The organism is Rhizobium sp. NLR8a, from assembly GCF_019685235.1.
Lineage (GTDB): Bacteria > Pseudomonadota > Alphaproteobacteria > Rhizobiales > Rhizobiaceae > Rhizobium.
Map to the genome: position 1 here is coordinate 337,068 of NZ_JABDWI010000001.1, position 20,766 is coordinate 357,833.

Below are 20,766 nucleotides of genomic sequence, written 5' to 3' on the forward strand. Positions count from 1 at the left end.
TTCAGACGGGCCGAAGCGTGATAAGCACGGAGTTCGTTGATCTGTCGAACCGTATAGGAGCGTCTTGCTGGGATCCCTAGATCCGGTGTTGGCCCCAGCCCATCGTTTGACAATAGCCGCAGATAACTGCCCGACACGCCGAGAATCTCGGCAACCTCGCCCAAGGAGAACGAGCGCGAGGTCCTGTCGTCTGGAAATTGGAACCTGGTCGTATGCTGCATAAATTGCCTCGTGACGGTTTACTGTCTTTATAGCGTTGTTATTCCGTCACGCACTAAACCAGTTGCCTGGGCTAGTCAACTCTCAACAGCCAACAAGCACTTGCCGCGCCAACAAACTTACCGGCTCCATCGGAGCAGGCCTTTCGTCCGCCTGATCTGGCCCCTCAACCTGGACCAGTTTTAGCTAGAGTTTTCCGGTGGAAAGGAACAACGATGAAGGCATCGCAATTTTCGGACGCGCAGAAGGCGTTCATTCTGAAGCAAGGTGATGAAGGTGTCTGTTGCTGCGATCTGCCGCAAAGCGGCATCAGTCAGGCGACCTACTTCAATTGGAGGAAGAAGTATGCCGGCATGTTGCCGCCGACAGACATCGGCGATCGGACTCCCCCTCTACCAAAATTGAGGACAATGCGATCTCCGCTTAATTTCTTCCTGCATGGGTCGTAAGTCGCAGTTCCAGATGGCCCGATTAACCGAAATTCTCGACATCCAATTCACGACATCGTCGTCACTTTTGTCGGCTTCGCGACAAGCATTCTTCCTCGCCCAATCGCGTATTTTCCGTCCAGGTAGCTGAAATAGCAGCGAATTATTGTTGGTCAGCTCAATCGGCCTGCCTGGCACGAATCTTGAGAGCTATTGCGAGGCAGCGGAACGGCCTCCGCATCCGCGTTGCGGGATAACCGCATTGCTTCGAACACATGAAGGAACGCCAAGCATGGCAGCTCTGCGTCAGATCGCATTCTATGGAAAGGGCGGAATTGGCAAGTCCACTACGTCCCAAAACACGTTAGCCGCCCTTGTGGACCATGGGCAGAAGATCCTCATCGTCGGCTGTGATCCTAAGGCTGATTCTACGCGCCTGATCTTGAACTCGAAGGCTCAGGATACGGTTCTTGATCTCGCAGCAACGAGAGGTTCGGTTGAAGATCTTGAACTCGAAGACGTGCTCAAGGTCGGCTATAAAGGTATCAAATGCGTGGAGTCTGGCGGCCCGGAGCCGGGCGTCGGCTGCGCGGGACGCGGCGTTATCACGTCGATCAACTTCCTCGAAGAGAACGGCGCCTACAACGATGTCGACTACGTGTCTTATGACGTGCTCGGTGACGTTGTGTGCGGCGGCTTCGCGATGCCGATCCGTGAAAACAAAGCTCAGGAAATCTACATCGTCATGTCCGGCGAAATGATGGCCCTCTATGCCGCCAACAATATCGCGAGGGGCATTCTAAAATATGCTGCAGGCGGCAGCGTCCGCCTGGGTGGGCTCATTTGCAACGAGCGTCAGACCGACCGCGAAATCGACCTCGCCGAAGCGCTGGCTGCCAAACTCAATTCTAAGCTCATCCATTTCGTGCCACGCGACAACATTGTCCAACATGCCGAGCTTAGAAAGATGACGGTAATCCAATATGCGCCGGACTCTCAGCAAGCGGCCGAGTACCGGACACTTGCCCAAAGAATACATGACAATTCTGGCAAAGGCACCATCCCGACCCCCATCACCATGGAAGAACTTGAGGACATGCTTCTCGATTTCGGCATCATGAAAACCGATGAGCAGATGCTTGCCGAACTTCAAGCCAGGGATGCGAAGTGATAGCTGCCCAGTGATCACACTGACACGGGCGCGCAGCGACACGCAAAGCGCCCGCCATCCCGTGAAGGAGGTTTCGCCAATGAGGCTTCATCCGGATTTTCTAAGGGGTAGGGTCAATGAGCCTCAAATACGACAATGACAGTGACTTCCACGCGAAGCTTATAGCAGACGTGCTGTCGCAATATCCGGGCAAAGCAGCGAAGCGCCGCAGTAAACACCTTAGCGTGGCAACGAGCGAAAAGGACGCCGGCGAGGACCCAAACACGATTAGCGAATGCGAGGTAAAGTCGAACATCAAGTCTGTTCCTGGCGTGATGACGATCCGCGGATGCGCGTATGCCGGTTCAAAGGGCGTCGTCTGGGGACCGATCAAGGATATGGTTCACATTTCACACGGGCCGGTCGGCTGCGGTCAATACTCCTGGTCGCAACGTCGCAACTATTACGTCGGTCTGACAGGCATCGACACTTTCGTGACGATGCAATTTACCTCCGATTTCCAGGAGAAGGACATCGTTTTCGGCGGTGACAAGAAACTGGAAAAGGTCATTGACGAGATTGCTGAACTTTTCCCGCTAAGCAATGGCATCAGCCTGCAGTCCGAATGTCCGATCGGTCTGATTGGCGATGACATTGAGGCCGTAGCGCGAAAAAAGGCCAAAGAACACACGACGACCGTCGTGCCGGTGCGCTGCGAAGGCTTCCGTGGTGTCTCACAATCACTTGGCCACCACATCGCCAACGACGCAATTCGAGATTGGGTCTTCGACAAGAAAGACTTAAAATTCGAGCCGGGTCCTTACGACGTAAATGTCATAGGCGACTATAACATTGGCGGCGATGCATGGGCGTCGCGCATCCTGCTCGAAGAGATCGGATTGCGCGTGGTCGGCAACTGGTCGGGAGATGCAACACTCGCCGAAGTGGAGCGCGCCCCGAGAGCTACGCTCAACCTCATTCACTGCTATCGGTCGATGAATTACATCTCCAGACACATGGAGGAAAAATATGGCATTCCATGGATGGAGTATAATTTCTTTGGCCCATTCCAGATCGAAGCCTCGCTGCGCAACATAGCCAAGCATTTCGGGCCGGAGATCGAAGATAGAACGGAAAAAGTCATCGCCAAATACCGACCCTTCGTTTCGGCTGTGGTCGACAAATATTGGCCGCGTCTTTCTGGCAAACGGGTGATGCTCTACATCGGCGGATTGCGTCCTCGTCACGTCATCACCGCCTATGAGGACCTCGGAATGGAAATCGTAGGAACCGGCTACGAATTCGGTCATGGCGACGACTATCAGCGCACCGGCCACTACGTAAAAGAAGGCACGTTGATCTACGACGACGTGACTAGCTACGAACTAGAGAAATTCATCGAGCGAATTCGGCCTGATCTGGTCGGGTCCGGCATCAAGGAAAAATACCCGGTGCAGAAAATGGGCATTCCGTTCCGTCAGATGCACTCCTGGGATTATTCTGGTCCGTATCACGGTTATGACGGCTTCTCGATCTTCGCCCGAGACATGGATATGGCCATCAACAATCCGGTTTGGGGTCTTTACGATGCGCCCTGGAACGACCGCGCTTCGGCGGTGGCAGTAGCATGAGCACCTAGCATTTCTCGAAGAAAAACGCGGGAGGCCTCGCGCCGAAAGTCTCTGTCCCGCCTCCATGTCGCAGCCAACCGAAAGAGGTGACCCTATGCCGCAATCAGCTGAGAAAGCTCTCGACCATGCGCCTTTGTTCTGCGAGCCGGAATATAGGCAAATGTTGGCCGAGAAAAAGCTGAACTTCGAATGCCCACACCCGGATCAGGTCGTGTCAGACCAACGCGAATTCACGAAGAGCTGGAAATATCGCGAGAAAAACCTGGCCCGCCAAGCCCTTGTCGTTAATCCAGCCAAAGCCTGCCAGCCACTCGGCGCGGTCTTCGCAGCGGCGGGATTCGAGCGAACGATGTCGTTCGTTCATGGCAGCCAAGGTTGCGTTGCCTACTACAGATCGCACCTATCACGCCATTTCAAGGAACCGTCATCGGTGGTCTCGTCATCGATGACAGAAGACGCCGCTGTATTTGGTGGCCTGAAGAATATGGTCGACGGTCTCGCCAACACGTACAAGCTCTATAACCCGAAGATGATCGCGGTGTCGACCACATGTATGGCCGAGGTCATCGGAGATGACCTACATGGCTTTATCGAAAACGCCAAAAGTGAAGGTTCGGTCCCGCGCGATTTCGATGTCCCCTTCGCCCACACGCCTGCCTTTGTCGGCAGCCATGTCGATGGCTATGACAGCATGGTAAAAGGTGTGCTGGAGAATTTCTGGAAGGGCACCGCGCGAACTGAAGCCACCGCTACCATCAACATCATTCCTGGATTTGATGGCTTCTGCGTTGGGAACAATCGCGAATTAAAACGCCTGCTCGACTTGATGCAAGTGAATTACATGTTCATCCAGGACGCATCAGATCAGTTCGATACGCCTTCCGACGGCAATTTTCGGATGTATGACGGCGGGACCAGCATCAATGACGTGAAGGCGGCGTTGAACGCGGAGTGGACATTGTCCCTGCAATATTACAACACTCGCAAGACGTTAGATTACTGCAGAGACGTTGGACAAGCGGCGACCTCCTTCCACTACCCTCTCGGCGTCGAAGCTACCGACGAACTGCTGATGGTGATATCGGAGATTTCCGGCAGAGAAATTCCCGAGGCGATCCGTCTGGAGCGCGGCCGACTCATCGATGCGATGGCGGACAGCCAAGCTTGGCTGTATGGAAAAAAATACGCGATCTACGGCGATCCAGATTTCGTTTATGCGATGGCGCGCTTCATCATGGAGACCGGCGGCGAGCCAACCCACTGCCTCGCCACAAATGGCACCTCAGCTTGGGAGGACGAGATGAAGGAACTCCTCGCATCCTCGCCCTTCGGGAAGAATGCACAGGTTTGGCCAGGCAAAGATCTCTGGGCACTGCGCTCGCTACTGTTCACCGAGCCGGTGGATCTCCTGATCGGAAATTCTTATGGGAAGTATCTCGAACGGGACACCGGTACCCCACTGGTTCGGCTGATGTTTCCAATTTTCGACCGGCACCATCATCATCGATTCCCCCTCATGGGCTACCAAGGCGGACTGCGTCTTTTAACGGCGATCCTCGACAAGATCTTCGACAACCTCGATCGCGAAACAATGCACGCCGGTGTGACAGATTATTCGTATGACCTCACTCGCTAAAAGCGGCGGCCGGCCAGGCGGCCTATCTCTCAACCAGATATGAAGGCAGACGAATGTCCTCGCTCAACGCCAAAAACAAAGATGCCTTCCACGAGCTAGCGAGTGAAAAGAGCGGCAGCAAGGGTCCTAAGGCGCGCCTAAGGAATTGCGCGAGGCCAATGGCCCCGGGAACGGCCGTCGGCGGTTGCGCTTTCGACGGCGCCAAGGTCGCACTGCAGCCGATCACGGATGTCGCACATCTTATTCACGCGCCGCTCGCCTGCGAGGGAAATTCCTGGGACAACCGTGGCGCTGCCTCGTCAGGCCCAACACTTTGGCGCACGAGCTTCACGACTGATCTTACGGAAATCGACATCGTAATGGGACACAGTGAACGGAAGCTCTTTAAAGCGATCCGGGAAATCAAGGATGGGTATGCGCCCGCAGCAATCTTCGTCTATTCAACCTGCGTTACGGCGATGATCGGTGACGACATCGACGTTGTTTGCAAGCGAGCGACGGACGAATTTGCCTTACCGGTGGTGCCGGTCAATGCGCCAGGCTTTGTCGGGTCTAAAAACCTCGGCAACAAGCTAGCGGGCGAGGCACTGCTCAAGCATGTCATAGGTACCGTGGAGCCCGATGAACCAGGCCTTTGCGACATCAACATACTCGGCGAATTTAACCTCTCGGGTGAGTTCTGGCAGGTGAAGCCGCTCTTGGATAAGCTCGGCGTCCGCGTCCGCGCCTGTATTCCCGGAGACGCGCGATATCTGCAAGTCGCCTCCGCCCACCGCTCGCGCGCAGCGATGACGGTGTGTTCGACAGCGTTCGTTGCGTTGGCACGTAAGATGCAGGAACGCTGGGACATTCCATTTTTCGAGGGCTCCTTCTATGGCATCTCCGGCACCTCGGAGGCACTCCGGCGGATCGCCGATCTGCTTGTAAAGAAGGGTGCTGACCCCTCGCTTTTGCATCGCACAGAAATCCTTGTAGCGGAAGAAGAGGAAAAGGTGTGGAAGAGGCTGGAAGCCTACCGACCTCGCCTTGAGGGCAAGCGCGTGCTTCTAAATACAGGCGGCGTGAAATCCTGGTCGGTCGTCCATGCCTTGATGGAGATCGGCATGGAGATCGTCGGCACATCAGTCAAGAAATCGACGCTCGAAGATAGGGAGCGAGTGAAACAGACCCTGAAGGAGGAGAACCTCGTGTTCGAGTCGATGTCGCCGCGCGAGCTTTTCTCGCTTCTGCTCGAGAGAAAGGCTGACATCATGCTGTCGGGCGGACGCACCCAGTATATAGCGCTAAAGGCAAAACTGCCCTGGCTCGACATTAACCAGGAGCGTCATCATGCTTACGCTGGCTATGAGGGAATGGTGCAACTTGCTCGACAAATTGACCTGGCAATCCACAATCCGATGTGGCCGCAGGTGCGCGAGCCGGCGCCATGGGAGCAGGCCTTGGTCGTTTAAAAACGAGCGAAAAGAGAAGCGTAAGCGCGTCGAACCAAAACCGCGAGATCACTCGCAAAAAATGTTGAGGTCGTACTATGGCACGCGTCGTATCTCAAACGAAGTCGGCGGCGGTCAACCCCCTGAAGTCGTCTCAGCCGCTCGGTGCTGCCTTCGCCTTTCTGGGCGTCGACGGCGCAATACCTCTGCTCCATGGCAGCCAGGGATGTACGAGCTTCGCGCTCGCACTGCTCGTGAGGCATTTCAATGAAGCGATCCCGCTTCAAACGACGGCGATGAACGAAGCCGCGATAATCGTCGGCGGCGCGGATCGTCTCGAAGAGGCAATTCTCAGCCTCAAAGCCCGCACAAGGCCACGACTGATCGGGATATGCACGACCGCATCGGTAGAGGCCCGCGACGAGGATGTCGCCGGTGACGTCGAAAACATCAAACGCAAGCGGGCGATAGAACTTGTGGGCACCGAAGTGGTACTCGCCAACACGCCGGACTTTGACGGCGCGATAGAGGAAGGTTGGTCCAAAGCTGTTACCGCCGTGATCGAGGCACTAGCGCGACCTGACAAGCAGTATCGCAATCCGAGGAAGATCGCGATCTTGCCTGGCTGGAACTTGACAGTTGCCGACATAGAACATCTGCGCGAGACGGCCGTAAGCTTCGGGCTCGACCCGGTTATTCTGCCCGACGTATCCGGAGCGCTCGACGGCTCCATCCCCGAAGATTGGATGCCGACAACGTATGGCGGCACGAAATTGGAGGAGATCCGCGATCTCGGTGCGACGATGCAGTGTATCGCAATCGGTGAGCACATGCGGCGACCGGCTGAAGCGCTGCAGAGACTGACCGGCGTGCCGTACGTGCTGTTTAGATCGCTGACGGGCCTAGAGAACGTCGATCGCTTTATTCGCCTGCTTGCCGCTGTGTCATGCAAACAGACACCGCTCAATGTCCGCCGTAACCGAATGCAGTTGCAGGATGCCATGCTCGACGGACATTTCCATATGGCAGGCAAGAAGATCGCAATTGCCTCCGAGCCGGATCAACTCTTCCAGTTCTCCGATTTTTTTACTGCCATGGGTGCGGAAATTGCGGCCGCGGTCACCACGACCGGCACTTCGAAGGCGCTCGAGATGGTACCGGCGAAGACCGTCAAAGTCGGCGATCTCAGTGATCTGGAAAGTCTCGCCGCAACGGCCGATCTTATCGTCACTCACTCGCACGGCCGTGAAGCTGCCAGACGTCTCGGCGTTCCGCTGATGCGGGTGGGTTTCCCCATGTTCGACCGCTTCGGCAGCCAGCACAAGCTTACAATATTATACCGGGGAACCCGCGACGTGATCTTCGACTTCGCGAACATCATTCAGGCTAACCACCCTCCGAACCCCTGGCCCACTTGACTCAACCGACAGGCGGGAATCGCAAAAATGAGATCAGTTCGTCGCCTCTCGCTCTTCAATGGCGGACTTCATCAACGCGGACGAAATGGCAGTTGGGCGCTTTGCGAATCGATCGGCCAAATGATTGGCCATCTATGACGCGACGCGCGACGCCGTGGACCTTCGTGGAAGCCGCTAGGTTCGAGATATCTCCGACGAGATCGGAAGACACCGTATCGAAGGAGGACTGCACCGGGCAAAGATAGCGGCGTTAGACAGCTGCCCGCTCGCATTTTGTCCCGCAATCGGCGCGCCCTCGGCGGTCACATTTGTCATCGGCAGAACTCGCTAAATTGGAGGAATCTATGACAAGCTCATCCGCGACTCGCGACGGGTCCCTATGGATTCCGGAATATCTGAATTCGATCAACCCTGCGATGTGCATCGGCTGCGGTCGCTGTTTCAAGGTCTGCTCACGTGAGGTCATGCATCCCTACGGCATCGATGAAGCAGGTGAAATGCTCGGTGTCTGCGATGGCGAGGACGACTTTAATGGTGAGCTCAGTCGCGTGATCATGGTCATTGACTATCCCGGCCGCTGTATCGGCTGCGGAGCGTGCGCACGCGTCTGTCCCAAGAATTGCCAGACTCATATCGCCGTTGATGATCGTGCGGTGCACGAATCTTGAATTCCGTTCGGAGCGGTAGAAGCCGCCGGCGCTATTCACAGCGCGAGACAATCGCATCGGTTCGAAGGCGTGGAGAAGGCGGCATGGCAGCTTTGCGTGAAAGCAAATCCAGCCATGCGACGCGAAGCTCTTTCTGGGCATCCAATCTGCCATTCGGAGACGATCATCACTGGAAACACCAGGTCGAAAGTCCAACGATCCGAAGAGAGGGGACATTGAACTGTGAATCAAGCCGCGACTTACCTCTCTACCATTATTCTTTGCGTCGCCGAAGCGACTGTTGCGAGTGAAACCAACGTCATGCCCAACCCGTCCGGACTCGATGTGCTCGACCTCGGAGCATGTAAACCCGCCGACGAGGTCGACAGCCTTCCGGTTACATCCTTGGGTGGCGGAAGCGAGCTTCGTAATTTGAAAGCAAGATCCAACCGTGAGCTTCTAAATGAGGATACTCATGAGAGCATTAGATATTTCTGTCGTTGGAGCAACCGGGGCGGTTGGAACGGCCCTGATCAAGTTATTGGAAAAAAGCGAGATTGCGATCAATCGACTGCGGGTGTTCTCCTGTAGTTCAGGTGCGCGCCAATTCAAGTTTCGAGACCAAACATATGTAGTTGAGGCACTCCGCGACATCGGCGATATCGCCGATACAAAAGCCGATATCGCATTCTTCTGCGCAGGCGGTGACGTAAGCGCCAAATGGGGGGCTCCGTTCGCATCCCAAGGCACCTTGGTGATTGACACCTCGAACTCCTTTCGAATGGACCCTGACGTACCTCTCATCGTACCACAAGTTAACGCCCGTTCACTTACTGTTCGCCCATCGCCTGGAATAGTAGCAAACCCAGATTGCTCCACGATACAGCTGGTTCGGGCACTGAAACCGCTGATAGCGACGTTCGACATTCACCAGATCATTTTGACTACCTATCAGGCAGCGTCTGGAATGGGTCTGCTCGGGTGTAAGGAGCTACTAAACGGTGCCGAAGCCGTGCTTGAGGGGAGCGCCGGCCCCCCTGCGGAGAGGTTTCCTGTCCCTCTCGCGTTCAATGTCATACCGCAGATCGGAGAGATTTCCCGCGAAGGCGTGGCTCTTGAGGAACGCAAGCTGGTTCAAGAATCACGGAAGATCTTCGGTATGCCTCATCTGCAGTTAACTGCCACCTGCGTTAGAGTGCCGGTAAAGACGGGTCATTCCGAGGCGGTATACGTCGAGTTCGACGATCATGTTCGACTAGAACAGGTCCGTGAGCTCCTGGCAAATGAACCAGGTGTTCGACTTTATGCTGATGAAATTCGCCACGGATATCCAACGCCGCGCTTTCTGGGAGATCCTGCAGATGTTCACGTCGGACGGGTCCGAGTTAATCCCGAGAATCCGCGCGGGCTGTGGATGTGGGTGGTAGCCGACAACCTTCAGGTTGGGGCCGCACTCAACGCACTCCTCATCACACAGCTTGCGATCGCTAATAACTTGATCGGTGAAACATGAAAACGACCACTGTCAATTTTGGGGCTCGAATTTTCGAGGTCCTTGTAATACGCTTGAGTTGCTCGGAATTTAGGTGAGCTGCGGTCTGTAAGCGGAAATAAGATTATTGCTGTGGTTAGCGCAATGTCTGGAATGACCGACGAGCTGAAAGCAACCATGCTTGGCGTCAACAGGGAAGCATCACCATCGAATCTTGATGCGGCGCTTGCCACCGGCGAGATGCTAAGCGCGCCTGATGGATGCTGCAGTCAGCTGCCTTGGGACTCCCGTAACGTCGTTGAACGGCTATGTCCTAGGGATACCCACTAATTCAGACTTCGGCCGAGCGTCAGTAAAATGCGCTAAGCGCGGTGCCGGCGGATGTGGTGCCAGGCACATTTCGACACAAAACATGCCCGCGCGCCCACAATAAAAATGGCAGACTTGGCCAGCGCAAGCACCGCAGGCGTGATCCAAACTCACCCAGGGCTAGCTTTCATAGAGTCGCGCCGCTTAAGGCAGGATTTTTCGGTTCAGGTCGAAGCATGACAGCGTCAGAAGCCAACGACCTTGGCGAGCGCCCGCTTCTCGCGGCGTCGCTGGACCGAAGAGGCGATGTTCATTGCCTCTCTATATTTCGCAACGGTGCGGCGGGCGAGATCGACGCCGCCCTTCTTCAGCATGTCGACGATATCGTCGTCGGAAAGCACCGCCTCCGGGCTCTCCTGCAGGATCAGCGCACGGATCTTGTGACGCACGGCCTCGGCCGAATGGCTGTCGCCGCCGGCGACGGCGCTGATCGAGACGGTGAAGAAATATTTGAGTTCAAAGAGGCCGCGCGGCGTCAGCATATATTTGTTCGAGGTGACGCGGCTGACGGTGGATTCATGCATCTTGATCGCCTCGGCGACCGTCTTCAGGTTCAGCGGGCGCAGATAGTCGACGCCGTGCAGCAGGAAGGCGTCCTGCTGGCGGACGATTTCGCTTGCCACCTTCATGATGGTGTTTGCCCGCTGATCGAGGCTGCGGGTCAGCCAGTTGGCGCTCTGCAGGCAATCGGAGAGGAAGGCCTGAACCTCTGCATCCTTGGTCTTTGTCACCCGGGAAAAATAGGACTGGTTGACCAGCACGCGCGGCAGCGTATCCGGATTGAGCTCGACCAGCCAGCCGCCATCCGAGGCGGATCTGACGACTACATCCGGCGTGATCGCTTCGGAAACACCCGCTTCGAAGCCACTGCCGGGCTTCGGATTGAGCTGACGGATCTCGCCGAGCATGTCGAGAAGATCCTCCTCGTCGACGCCGCAAAGCCGCTTCAGCGTGGCAAAATCACGCCGGGCCAGCAGTTCGAGGTTTTCGACCAGAGCCTGCATGGCCGGGTCGTACCGGTCCTTCTGCCTGAGCTGGATCGCCAGGCATTCGGCGAGGCTGCGGGCGAAAACACCTGGCGGATCAAGGCTCTGCAGGGTGGCAAGCACGCGCTCGGCCTGTGCGAGGCTCGTGCCCAGCCTCTCGCCCGCCTCGACGATATCGGCCTGCAGATAACCGCAGTCGTCGAGCTGGTCGACGAAATTCTGCGCGATCAGCCGGTCGGCCATGTCAGGCAGGACGAAGGGGATCTGCTGGGCGAGATGATCGCGCAGCGACACCTGGCCGGCGACGAAATCGTCGAGATCGTAGTCGGCGCCCTCGCCGCTGCCCGGCATCGACTTCCACTGGCTGACGAGTTCCGGCGCATCGAGGCGCTGCGGGGGGGCACCGTCATCAGGAAAGACATTGGTGTAATTGGCGTCGAGTTCGTCGTTCAGCCGACTGGTGCTGGCGCTGCCGCCATTGTCATACCAGTCGCTGGAGAGCGCCTCGCTGCGGTTGTCGTAGCCGTCGTCCGAGCCGGCATCCTCCGGCTGATGAGCATATTCTCCATCTTCGGCATCGCCGCGTTCGCCGCCCGCCTCACCGTCATTCGACGGAAATTCGAGCAGCGGGTTCTTCTCCACTTCCAGGGCGATGAACTGGTTGAGTTCGAAATGCGTCATCTGCAGCAACTGGATGGATTGCATCAGTTGCGGTGTCATCACCAGGGACTGGGTCTGGCGCAGGAGGAGATTGGCGGACAGTTTCATGATAAAGTTCCACTTAATTCTTGGGACCATGCCTGAACATGACCGCAGGGCACGGAGATCGGTGCCTTCACGTGGAATTGGCACCTGCTTGGCATCATGAACCACTTGGGGCAACTTGGGCGCCCCGGCGCGTGATAGCTTTCAAGAAGTGTGCCAAAACCATCGACTGGATTCCGAAAAAAGAATATGCCTAAGTTTCATTTATTTATGGCGAGCAGTGAACTTGGTTGGGAAAGGGCATTTGTCGCAGAGCCGACAAACGACGACAATGTGAGGTTTAGGGTTTTCGTTCATCGGTTTCGTCCTCGGCGAGGATTCGCCAGGCGGCGCCTTGAAGGTCGTCATACTGGCCGCTCTTCAGCGACCAAAGGAATGCCAGGAGTCCCATTCCTCCCATCAGCAGCGCGATCGGTATGAGATAGATCAACATGTTCATGCGGCTTTGACCTCCGCACTCCTGCCGATCCCCCCTCGAATTTTCATATCCCGACGCTTGCCGAACGCGTTCAGGCGCAAGGCGTTCGTCACGACGATGATCGACGATGTCGACATTGCCACCGCCGCTATGAGCGGTGTCGCCAATCCGGCGATGGCGATCGGCACCGCCAGAACGTTGTAACCGATGGCGAGAGCGAAGTTCTGCCGGATGAGGCTGGCGGATCTTCGCGCAACGGCGATCGCTTCCGGAACAGCGTCAAGGCGCTCATTGAAAAAAACGAGGTCGGCGGCCTGTCTGCCGATATCGGAGGCCGTGGCCGGCGCCATCGAGACATGCGCCGCAGCAAGTGCCGGGGCGTCGTTGATACCGTCGCCAACCATCAGCACGCGACGACCTTGGCCATTCAACCTCTGGCATTCCTCGACCTTCTGTTTCGGCGTCAGAGAGCCAAAAGCCCTGTCGATACCCAGAGCATGCGCCGTATTGTCGACGACAGTCTGCCTGTCGCCGGACACGATCAGCGTTTCAAGACCGGCTGCACCGAGCCGATCGGTGGCCTCGTACGCACCCGGACGAAGCGTGTCGTCGAAGAAGAAGCGGGCAAGATCGACGCCATTCTTCGACAAGACCACTTCCGAGTACGGACTATCGGCAGTCCGGGGTACGAAGCTGGTTCCGCCGGCAAACGCTGTGTTGCCCAATCGATAGATATCCGCTCCGTTCCTGGCCTTCAGTCCGCCACCGGGGATTTCCGTGACGCTGTCGAAGGATATGGGGGCGGTTTCGGTATCCCGCACCAGGGCCTGAGAAAGAGGATGCCGTGAATGCTCGGCCAATCCGCGGGCGATTGCAGTGGCGCTCTCGTCCATTGTGTCCACTCCGACAAGCCGCGGACTGCCCATCGTCAAGGTGCCTGTTTTGTCAAAGGCCACGGTGTCGGCCTCGGCCAGTCTTTCAAGTGCTGAACCGTCCTTCACCATGATGCCCTTCCGGAAAAGCTCCCCCGCAGCGACGACCTGGACCACGGGCACGGCAAGACCCAACGCACATGGGCAGGTGATGATCAGCACCGTTACGGCGACCAGCATGGCCTGTTTCCAGTCTCCGACCAGGATGCCCCAGGCAAGAAAAGAGACCAACGCCAGCAGATGCACGACCGGGGAGTAGAGTGCGGCAGCGCGATCGGCGATTCTGCGATAGCGAGCCCTTCCGCCCTCAGCGGCTTCCATCAGGCCGATGATCTCGGAGAGAAGCGAATTCTTGGCAATTCTCGTTGCCCGCAACACCAGCGAGCCGGTCAGATTCATTGCCCCGGAACTCACTTCGCTGTTGCTGGCAACGGCGACGGGGCTGCTTTCGCCGGTGACGATGGAGAGATCCACGTCGCTTTCTCCGCTGACGACTATGCTATCGACGGGAACCCTTTCGCCTGCGGCTATAGAGATTTCATCCCCCGCCGCGATCTCTTCTACCGCAATGTAATGTCGCGACCCGTCCGGATTGATCAGCAATGCTCCGCGCGGGGCCAGTCTTGCGAGTCCGTTGATCGCCGCCCGAGCCTTTTCCCGCATGACATGGTCGAGGGTTCTGCCGATCAGCAGGAAGAAGAGCAGCGAAACCGAAGCATCGAACCATGCATGCTCGCCGTGATGGACGGTTTCCCATAATGAAACGGCATAGGAGAGCGTCACGGCGAGCGAGATCGGAACGTCCATGTTGGTGCGCCCGTGCCGGAGCGCATTCCAGGCCGATTTGAAGAAGAAGCGCCCCGCATAAACCAGCGCGGGCGCTGCTATCATCGCCGAGATCCAATGAAACATGTCGCGCGTCGCGGCGTCTGCGCCCGACCAGACCGATACCGAGAGCAACATGATGTTGGCGGTCGCAAAACCGGAGACGCCGATCGCGAGAAGAAGCTGATTTCTAGTCTTGTCGTTCTCGGGCGCTGAGGGCGTGAAGAGATGCGCGCGGTATCCGGCCGAGTTGATCGCTGCGAGGATCTTGGACGGATCGGTTGCACGCGTCTCGATCTCCTCCTGGTAAACGCAGGTCACCCTTCGAGCCGTGAGATTGACGCGCGCTGTCTTGACGAAGGGAAGCGTCAACAACGCCCTTTCGATGGTCGAAATGCAGCCGCCGCAGTGAACGTCGGGAACACTCAGGTCCAGCTGACGCAATCCCTCGCCGAGCGGCTGGCTGGCAAGGCGGACCTCTTCGGCACTGGATGATGTCGTGCTGAGGGCAAGCACGCTTTCTGCGTCCATGGTACAGCAGGTCATTGGCCTAACTCCGCAGTATCGAGGCGTTTTGCCTCATGCATGACGACCACGCCGCCGTTTCGCGAGATGGCCTCGACGATCCAGTCACCTTCGGCTAGGCCATGCTCCGCTTCGAACCGCCCCGCGGCTGTCTTCCTGAGCGTAAGGTGGAAGTCCTCGTGGTCTCCGACGGGCCGTTTGAAATTCAGAACGACGTCGTCGACGATCGCAGGCGATCCGCTCTTGTCGTGAATGTCGTAGCGGATCTCGTGCCCCTTTATGGAAAGGGTGCCCTCGATGCCGGAAGTGGCCATTGCCTTCATCGCCGCCGCTTTGCGGTTGAACTCCTGACTGGCGACATAAGTGTTTTCCACGACCAGCCCGCTCCAGCTGGAAGAGGCATAGAAGGCCATGGTGACGTTCACCGCGATCACCACACAAAAGAATGCCGAGGTCGAAAGCAGCATGTGCAGGCCTGTAAAACCTTGAGTGGAGGTCTTCATTTGATGTCTCCCGGTGCATTGAACGCCGCGCGGTAGGTTGCCCGATCGGCATGATCGGTATCTTCGATAACGAACAGAAATTCATTGGTCGCGGCTCCGGTAGGTTTGCGCGTAACGAAGACCTTCAGCGTCGTGGCCGCGTCGGGTTCGGCATGGACTGTAAAGCTGCGAGCGTCCTCCTTGCCGAACTCGGGAATGCGCATCGTCGCCCCCTCCAGCCCGACCAGGCTTATGTTCACATCCCTCGGCGTCGGCACCATGTTCAGGACACGAAGCGTGTAGCCATTCCGCAGAGAGCCGTCGCTTTCCAGAACATATTGGGGGTTTCGGTCGTGAACGACGTTGAGTTCAAGGCGCTCCCGAAAGGCGAGATGGACCAGCATGGCCATGCCGACCGACGCCCAGGCGACTGCGTAAAACACGGTTCTCGGACGAAAGATGATACGCCAGTTGAAGCGTCGGATCGCTGGAACGAAGGTCCCATCCTGATTTCGAACCCTGGACGGCTGGACGGCCGTTCGTCCTTCGTCCGTGGCGAGCGACATATTGCTCGAGTATTCGCTCAGCGTGGCGTAGGCGATCAGGCCGCGAGGCTTCCGCCGCTTTTCCATGAGACCGTCGCAGGCGTCGATGCAGAGCGCGCATGTGATGCACTCCATCTGCTGTCCGTCGCGAATATCGATTCCCATCGGACACACCGCCACGCAGGCATTGCAATCCACGCAATCCCCGACCAGCAGGCCCCTGGCTCGAGCTTTCTTCGGGTAACGTGACCGCTGCTCGCCCCGCCAGTCATTGTAGGTGACGACGAGAGAATTTTCGTCGAGCATCGCACCCTGGATACGTGGCCACGGGCACATGTAGGTGCACACCTGCTCTCGCATCAGACCGCCGAGCACATAGGTCGTTGCAGCAAGGATGGCGACGGTGGTGTAGGCGGCTGCAGGCGCGCGGCCGGTGAATAGTGAAACAAGCAGGCTCGGCGCGTCGGAAAAATAAGAGATCCACGCTCCGCCCGTGACGACGCCGATCAGCAGCCAGATCGAATGTTTGACCACACGCTTCCTCAGCTTGGCAAAGCTCATGGGACCAGCATCAAGCTTCATTCGCGCGTGTCGATCGCCTTCGATCGCACGTTCGACGACGAGAAAAAGATCAACCCAGACGGTCTGCGGACAAGCGTATCCGCACCATGCGCGGCCAACCGCGGAAGTGACGAGAAACAGGCCGAACCCCGCCATGACGAGCAGACCCGCCACATAATAAAATTCCTGGGGCCAGATTTCGATGAAGAAAAAGAAAAAGCGCCGTGAAGACAGGTCGATGAGGATTGCCTGGTCAGGCGCGTAAGGACCGCGATCCCAGCGAATCCATGGCGCGAGATAGTAGATGCCGAGGGTGATCAGCATCACGATCCACTTGAACCGACGGAAACGTCCCTCTGTACGCCTGGGAAAAACCTTCTTTCGAGGTGCGTAGAGAGGCTGTCGATTGCGACGGGCATTGACCGGCTTGACACTGAGCCTTTTGATGTTTTCGGGATCTGATGCAGTGTAGAGGTTCATAGGACCTATCCGATTTCACCTGCCGTTGTCCCATCTGCCGCGCAACCGTCCTTGATGCAGATCAAGAGCGAGGGCCTTCCCGCGAAGCGAAACGCCACGCCTCCGGAGAGGCGTGGCCCTGAGCTGCGGGGAACAACCACAGCTGGGACGTCCTCGACAAAATTACGGTTAACGGCTTGTCTGCTGGTGGTTTTTGAGGCGGGTCAAACTGACGATCGAACTGCCGATCTTTGCCGGATCGTCCTGATCGTATAATGGGGGCATCGTCCCAGCGCGTTCCGATATACGCGATTGGATGTCGGCGCGCGGCGTGCCGTAGAGGCCGAGGATTGGATTGTGGTCATGATCTGACATGGCATCCTCCTTAGGTTCCGCCGCCGAGCGAATGGACGAAGATCGTCAGTTCCTTGACCGTCGTGTCGCCGAGACGCCCTGCCCAAGCAGGCATGACGCCGTGTTTGGGAGCGGCTACCTGGCGCATGATCGCATCCTCGCCGCGTGCCTTCAGCCAGATCGCATCGGCGAGATCCGGCGCGCCCATGTCGGCCTTTCCTTTGGCGTCGTCGCCGTGACATGCGGCACAGTTATCGAGGAAGACCTGTTTTCCGGCCTCTGCGAGACCGGGGTCCGACGGTGTATTGGTCAGTCCCCAGACGTAAGCCGCGACCTGTCTTGTCTGGAGGGGATCCAGAACATCGGTAAAGGGCGGCATCTCGGAAGCATGAGTGTCCGTGTCCCCGTCGAAGCGAATCCCATGCGCGATCGTCGCCTGGATGGCATCCAGGTCTCCGCCCCACAGCCAATCGTCGTCGTTGAGGTTCGGAAATCCCGGGCCGCCGCTTGCTCCCGAGCCATGGCATGGCGCGCAGTTCACCTTGAATGCAGATGCGCCGCCGGCGATCGCGAATTCGCGAAGGGCAGAATCGGAATCGATCTCGTCCACCGTCTTGGCGGCGATCAGATCATGAAGCGCCGTCTGCGATGCTTTGGCCTGATCCAGGTTCTGCCGCAGCTCGGCGCGGCTGGAAAAGCCCAGCATACCCTTCGTGGCGTCGGTAATCATCGGGATCGCGGGATATGCGATCGCATAGCCCAACGCCCAGACAATGGTGGCGTAGAAGGTCCACACCCACCAGCGGGGCATCGGATTGTTGAGTTCGCGGATGCCGTCCCATTCATGTCCGGTCGTTTCGACGCCGCTAAATTCATCGATGTGTTTTTCCGACATCTCAATCATCCTTCAAGGGAATATCGGCGGCCTCTTTCGCCGTCTGCTTGCTGCCTGGGCGAAGGGTGAACACGACCGCGCCGACGAAGAATGCCGCCATTGCCAAAAGGCCCCAGCTGTCGGCGAAGTGTCTCATTGCTGTGTAGGTTTCCATGGATCACCTCATCGGTAGCCGGTTGCATCGTCGTAGGTCGAGAAATCGACCAACGTTCCGAGCATCTGCAGGTAGGACACCAAGGCATCCATTTCGGTCAGCGCAGCAGGATCGCCGTCGAAATCGCCGGTCTTCGCCTTCGGATAGCGGGCAAGCAGGGCCGTCGTATCTGCGTTTGGATCGGCTTGAGCCTTCATGTCGGCTTCCGCATTCGCCAGCATGTCGTCGTCATAAGGCACGCCCACGTCCTCGTTGGCCTTCAGGTCCATTCCCACGTCCTTGACCGTCACCCTCTGCTCTTTGAGGAAGGCGTAACTCGGCATGATCGACTCCGGCACGACTGCCCGTGGATCGGCGAGATGCTGGACATGCCATTCATTGGAGTAGCGTGCGCCGACACGGGCCAGATCCGGCCCGGTTCGCTTGGATCCCCACTGGAAAGGATGGTCGTACATCGACTCGGCCGCGAGCGAGTAATGGCCGTAACGTTCGACCTCGTCGCGGAACGGCCTGATCATCTGGCTATGACAGAGGTAGCAGCCTTCGCGGATGTAGATGTTTCGGCCGGCCAGCTCGAGCGGCGTGTAGGGCCGCATGCCTTCCACCTTTTCAATCGTATTCTGCAGGTAAAAAAGCGGTGCGATTTCGACGATCCCGCCGATGCTCACGACGAGCAGCGAGCCGACGAGAAGAAGCGTCGCGTTCTTCTCGAGGATCTGATGTTTATCAAGTATCGATGCCATGTCTCACCTCATTCGGCAGGCTGTGCTTGGGGCACGAAAGTGGTTGGGATCGCAGCTTCGTCGCGCAGATGGCCGCGGATCGTCATGAACACGTTCCAGGCCATGACGAGACCGCCCGCCAGGTAAAGCGTTCCGCCCACGGCGCGTAGCACGTAGTAGGGGAACATCGCCGCGACCGTCTCTGCGAAGGAATAGACGAGAAAGCCTTGGGAATTGTACTCGCGCCACATCAGTCCCTGCTGGATGCCGGCAACCCAAAGCACGGCGGCGTAGACGACGATCCCGAGGGTTGCGAGCCAGAAGTGCCAGTTGACCATCCGCAGGCTGTAGAGACGCTCGCGTCCCCATAGTTTCGGCGTCAGGTAGTAGATCGCCCCGAAGGTGATCATTCCCACCCAGCCGAGAGCGCCGGAATGCACGTGGCCGATCGTCCATTCGGTATAATGGCTGAGCGAATTGACTGTCTTGACCGACATCATCGGGCCCTCGAAGGTCGACATGCCGTAAAAGGCGATGGCGACGATCATCATACGGATGATCGGATCGGTGCGAATTTTGTCCCAGGCGCCCGAAAGGGTCATGAGACCGTTGATCATGCCGCCCCAGGAGGGCATCCAGAGCATAATCGAGAAAACCATGCCGAGCGTCTGGGCCCAGTCGGGCAGCGCCGTGTAATGCAGATGATGCGGACCGGCCCAGATGTACATGAAGATCAGCGCCCAGAAGTGGATGATCGAAAGGCGGTATGAATAGACAGGTCGGTTGGCCTGCTTCGGCACGAAATAGTACATCATGCCTAGGAAGCCGGCGGTGAGGAAGAAGCCCACGGCGTTGTGGCCGTACCACCATTGGGTCAGCGCGTCCTGAACGCCCGAGAAGACAGAATAGCTCTTGGAGCCAAGGAATGAGGCCGGAACCGCAAGGTTGTTGACCACGTGCAGCATGGCGATGGTGACGATGAAGGCGAGGTAAAACCAGTTTGCCACGTAGATATGCGGCTCTTTGCGCTTCAGGATCGTGCCGAGATAGACGGCGAGATAGGCGACCCAGACGACGGTCAGCCAGAGATCGACATACCACTCGGGTTCGGCATATTCACGGGCCTGGGAGATTCCGAGAACATATCCGGTCGCAGCCAGCACGATAAAAAGCTGGTAGCCCCAGAATACGAACCAAGCCAGGTTGCCGCCGAAAAGACGCGCGCGACAGGTGCGTTGCACCACGTAGAACGACGTCATGATTAGCGCGTTGCCGCCGAAGGCGAAGATGACCGCCGACGTGTGAACGGGCCGCAGCCTTCCGAAATTGAGATAAGGGGCGATGTTGAGGTCAGGAAAGGCCAGTTGCAGCGCGATGATCACGCCAACCAGGAAGCCAACCACGCCCCAAAATACCGTGGCGATCAAGCCATACCGTATCACCTCGTCGAAATAGCCGGACTTATCGACTTTGCGCTGTTGGCCTGCCGGCGAAAAATCAACGTTCCTGACCAGCAAAGCGGCCCCGACGGCGAGGCAGAAGCAAAGTATGCCCATATGGACCGCAAAGAGATGATCATGCGCGAATGCGGCTCCTAGCAGCGCTAGAAACGCCGCGGCCGCGACCACCATCGTTTCCTTTGTGTAATTCATGATGTCGTCCTCAATGCGCCGACGACCGCGTCGCGGCCGTCTTTCTCGCTAGGACTGTCACGAAGCCGCAA

General features: G+C 57.5%; 17 protein-coding genes and 2 pseudogenes. 9 read left to right on the plus strand and 10 right to left on the minus strand.

Translation table 11 applies throughout. The features are described from left to right. Window positions 1-434: 434 nt before the first annotated feature. The 9 genes and pseudogenes from HJC04_RS01540 to HJC04_RS32165 form a co-directional block, all read left to right on the plus strand. A pseudogene (locus HJC04_RS01540) lies at window positions 435-584 on the plus strand (transposase); the annotation flags it as partial. Window positions 585-939: 355 nt separating this feature from the next. After that, complete coding sequence (gene nifH, locus HJC04_RS01545; protein WP_028756151.1) at window positions 940-1,818, plus strand: nitrogenase iron protein; 879 nt, start codon at window positions 940-942, stop codon at window positions 1,816-1,818. Between the two features lie 116 nt (window positions 1,819-1,934). Next, window positions 1,935-3,428 carry a nitrogenase molybdenum-iron protein alpha chain gene (gene nifD, locus HJC04_RS01550; protein ID WP_207246279.1) on the plus strand — a complete coding sequence of 498 codons (1,494 nt, stop codon included), beginning with the start codon at window positions 1,935-1,937 and terminating at the stop codon, window positions 3,426-3,428. 94 nt (window positions 3,429-3,522) lie between these two features. Further along, complete coding sequence (gene nifK, locus HJC04_RS01555; RefSeq protein WP_207246280.1) at window positions 3,523-5,064, plus strand: nitrogenase molybdenum-iron protein subunit beta; 1,542 nt, start codon at window positions 3,523-3,525, stop codon at window positions 5,062-5,064. A 53-nt stretch (window positions 5,065-5,117) separates the two neighbouring features. Continuing rightward, window positions 5,118-6,515 (plus strand): nitrogenase iron-molybdenum cofactor biosynthesis protein NifE, encoded by a 1,398-nt coding sequence (nifE, locus tag HJC04_RS01560; RefSeq protein ID WP_207246281.1) that lies wholly within the window; start codon window positions 5,118-5,120, stop codon window positions 6,513-6,515. 77 nt (window positions 6,516-6,592) lie between these two features. Next, entirely contained in the window at window positions 6,593-7,912 is a 1,320-nt protein-coding gene (nifN, locus tag HJC04_RS01565; RefSeq protein ID WP_207246282.1) for a nitrogenase iron-molybdenum cofactor biosynthesis protein NifN, read from the plus strand. Between the two features lie 344 nt (window positions 7,913-8,256). Continuing rightward, a complete protein-coding gene (gene fdxB / locus HJC04_RS01570) occupies window positions 8,257-8,580 on the plus strand; it encodes a ferredoxin III, nif-specific (protein ID WP_207246283.1) in 324 nt (107 codons plus the stop codon). A 454-nt stretch (window positions 8,581-9,034) separates the two neighbouring features. Further along, the gene (locus HJC04_RS01575) at window positions 9,035-10,072 is read left to right on the plus strand and encodes an aspartate-semialdehyde dehydrogenase (RefSeq protein WP_207246284.1); all 1,038 of its coding nucleotides are present in this window, start codon (window positions 9,035-9,037) and stop codon (window positions 10,070-10,072) included. Then, a pseudogene (locus HJC04_RS32165) lies at window positions 10,062-10,409 on the plus strand (uridylate kinase); the annotation flags it as partial. The gene HJC04_RS01575 and the pseudogene HJC04_RS32165, both read left to right, overlap by 11 nt. A gap of 196 nt (window positions 10,410-10,605) precedes the next feature. Here HJC04_RS32165 and rpoN read toward each other — a convergent pair. From rpoN to ccoN, 10 genes are all read right to left on the minus strand, one after another. Beyond that, entirely contained in the window at window positions 10,606-12,174 is a 1,569-nt protein-coding gene (gene rpoN, locus HJC04_RS01580) for an RNA polymerase factor sigma-54 (protein ID WP_221111143.1), read from the minus strand. A 277-nt stretch (window positions 12,175-12,451) separates the two neighbouring features. After that, window positions 12,452-12,610 carry a cbb3-type cytochrome oxidase assembly protein CcoS gene (gene ccoS, locus HJC04_RS01585; protein WP_028734514.1) on the minus strand — a complete coding sequence of 53 codons (159 nt, stop codon included), beginning with the start codon at window positions 12,608-12,610 and terminating at the stop codon, window positions 12,452-12,454. Beyond that, on the minus strand, window positions 12,607-14,892 hold the full coding sequence (locus HJC04_RS01590; RefSeq protein ID WP_221123331.1) for a cation-translocating P-type ATPase: 2,286 nt from the start codon (window positions 14,890-14,892) through the stop codon (window positions 12,607-12,609). The genes ccoS and HJC04_RS01590 overlap by 4 nt, the downstream gene beginning before the upstream one ends. After that, complete coding sequence (locus tag HJC04_RS01595; protein ID WP_207246287.1) at window positions 14,889-15,374, minus strand: FixH family protein; 486 nt, start codon at window positions 15,372-15,374, stop codon at window positions 14,889-14,891. Before HJC04_RS01595 ends, HJC04_RS01590 begins: the two co-directional genes overlap by 4 nt. Continuing rightward, entirely contained in the window at window positions 15,371-16,939 is a 1,569-nt protein-coding gene (gene ccoG, locus HJC04_RS01600) for a cytochrome c oxidase accessory protein CcoG (RefSeq protein WP_131712722.1), read from the minus strand. The genes HJC04_RS01595 and ccoG overlap by 4 nt, the downstream gene beginning before the upstream one ends. A gap of 168 nt (window positions 16,940-17,107) precedes the next feature. After that, window positions 17,108-17,293 (minus strand): hypothetical protein, encoded by a 186-nt coding sequence (locus HJC04_RS01605; RefSeq protein ID WP_221123330.1) that lies wholly within the window; start codon window positions 17,291-17,293, stop codon window positions 17,108-17,110. Between the two features lie 10 nt (window positions 17,294-17,303). Then, window positions 17,304-18,167, minus strand: a complete 864-nt coding sequence (gene ccoP, locus HJC04_RS01610; protein WP_027667841.1) for a cytochrome-c oxidase, cbb3-type subunit III — start codon at window positions 18,165-18,167, stop codon at window positions 17,304-17,306. A 1-nt stretch (window position 18,168) separates the two neighbouring features. Then, window positions 18,169-18,321: a CcoQ/FixQ family Cbb3-type cytochrome c oxidase assembly chaperone gene (locus HJC04_RS01615; protein ID WP_003568501.1), complete on the minus strand. Its 153-nt coding sequence runs from the start codon at window positions 18,319-18,321 to the stop codon at window positions 18,169-18,171. 8 nt (window positions 18,322-18,329) lie between these two features. Further along, complete coding sequence (ccoO, locus tag HJC04_RS01620; protein WP_027681630.1) at window positions 18,330-19,064, minus strand: cytochrome-c oxidase, cbb3-type subunit II; 735 nt, start codon at window positions 19,062-19,064, stop codon at window positions 18,330-18,332. Between the two features lie 8 nt (window positions 19,065-19,072). Continuing rightward, the gene (gene ccoN / locus HJC04_RS01625; RefSeq protein WP_207246290.1) at window positions 19,073-20,695 is read right to left on the minus strand and encodes a cytochrome-c oxidase, cbb3-type subunit I; all 1,623 of its coding nucleotides are present in this window, start codon (window positions 20,693-20,695) and stop codon (window positions 19,073-19,075) included. Window positions 20,696-20,766: the final 71 nt, after the last annotated feature.

Bases quoted from the DNA above. Each gene is read 5' to 3' on its own strand.
- nifH (WP_028756151.1), top strand. From the start codon at position 940: ATGGCAGCTCTGCGTCAGATCGCATTCTATGGAAAGGGCGGAATTGGC.
- nifD (WP_207246279.1), top strand. From the start codon at position 1,935: ATGAGCCTCAAATACGACAATGACAGTGACTTCCACGCGAAGCTTATA.
- nifK (WP_207246280.1), top strand. From the start codon at position 3,523: ATGCCGCAATCAGCTGAGAAAGCTCTCGACCATGCGCCTTTGTTCTGC.
- nifE (WP_207246281.1), top strand. From the start codon at position 5,118: ATGTCCTCGCTCAACGCCAAAAACAAAGATGCCTTCCACGAGCTAGCG.
- nifN (WP_207246282.1), top strand. From the start codon at position 6,593: ATGGCACGCGTCGTATCTCAAACGAAGTCGGCGGCGGTCAACCCCCTG.
- fdxB (WP_207246283.1), top strand. From the start codon at position 8,257: ATGACAAGCTCATCCGCGACTCGCGACGGGTCCCTATGGATTCCGGAA.
- HJC04_RS01575 (WP_207246284.1), top strand. From the start codon at position 9,035: ATGAGAGCATTAGATATTTCTGTCGTTGGAGCAACCGGGGCGGTTGGA.
- rpoN (WP_221111143.1), bottom strand. From the start codon at position 12,174: ATGAAACTGTCCGCCAATCTCCTCCTGCGCCAGACCCAGTCCCTGGTG.
- ccoS (WP_028734514.1), bottom strand. From the start codon at position 12,610: ATGAACATGTTGATCTATCTCATACCGATCGCGCTGCTGATGGGAGGA.
- HJC04_RS01590 (WP_221123331.1), bottom strand. From the start codon at position 14,892: ATGACCTGCTGTACCATGGACGCAGAAAGCGTGCTTGCCCTCAGCACG.
- HJC04_RS01595 (WP_207246287.1), bottom strand. From the start codon at position 15,374: ATGAAGACCTCCACTCAAGGTTTTACAGGCCTGCACATGCTGCTTTCG.
- ccoG (WP_131712722.1), bottom strand. From the start codon at position 16,939: ATGAACCTCTACACTGCATCAGATCCCGAAAACATCAAAAGGCTCAGT.
- HJC04_RS01605 (WP_221123330.1), bottom strand. From the start codon at position 17,293: ATGTCAGATCATGACCACAATCCAATCCTCGGCCTCTACGGCACGCCG.
- ccoP (WP_027667841.1), bottom strand. From the start codon at position 18,167: ATGTCGGAAAAACACATCGATGAATTTAGCGGCGTCGAAACGACCGGA.
- HJC04_RS01615 (WP_003568501.1), bottom strand. From the start codon at position 18,321: ATGGAAACCTACACAGCAATGAGACACTTCGCCGACAGCTGGGGCCTT.
- ccoO (WP_027681630.1), bottom strand. From the start codon at position 19,064: ATGGCATCGATACTTGATAAACATCAGATCCTCGAGAAGAACGCGACG.
- ccoN (WP_207246290.1), bottom strand. From the start codon at position 20,695: ATGAATTACACAAAGGAAACGATGGTGGTCGCGGCCGCGGCGTTTCTA.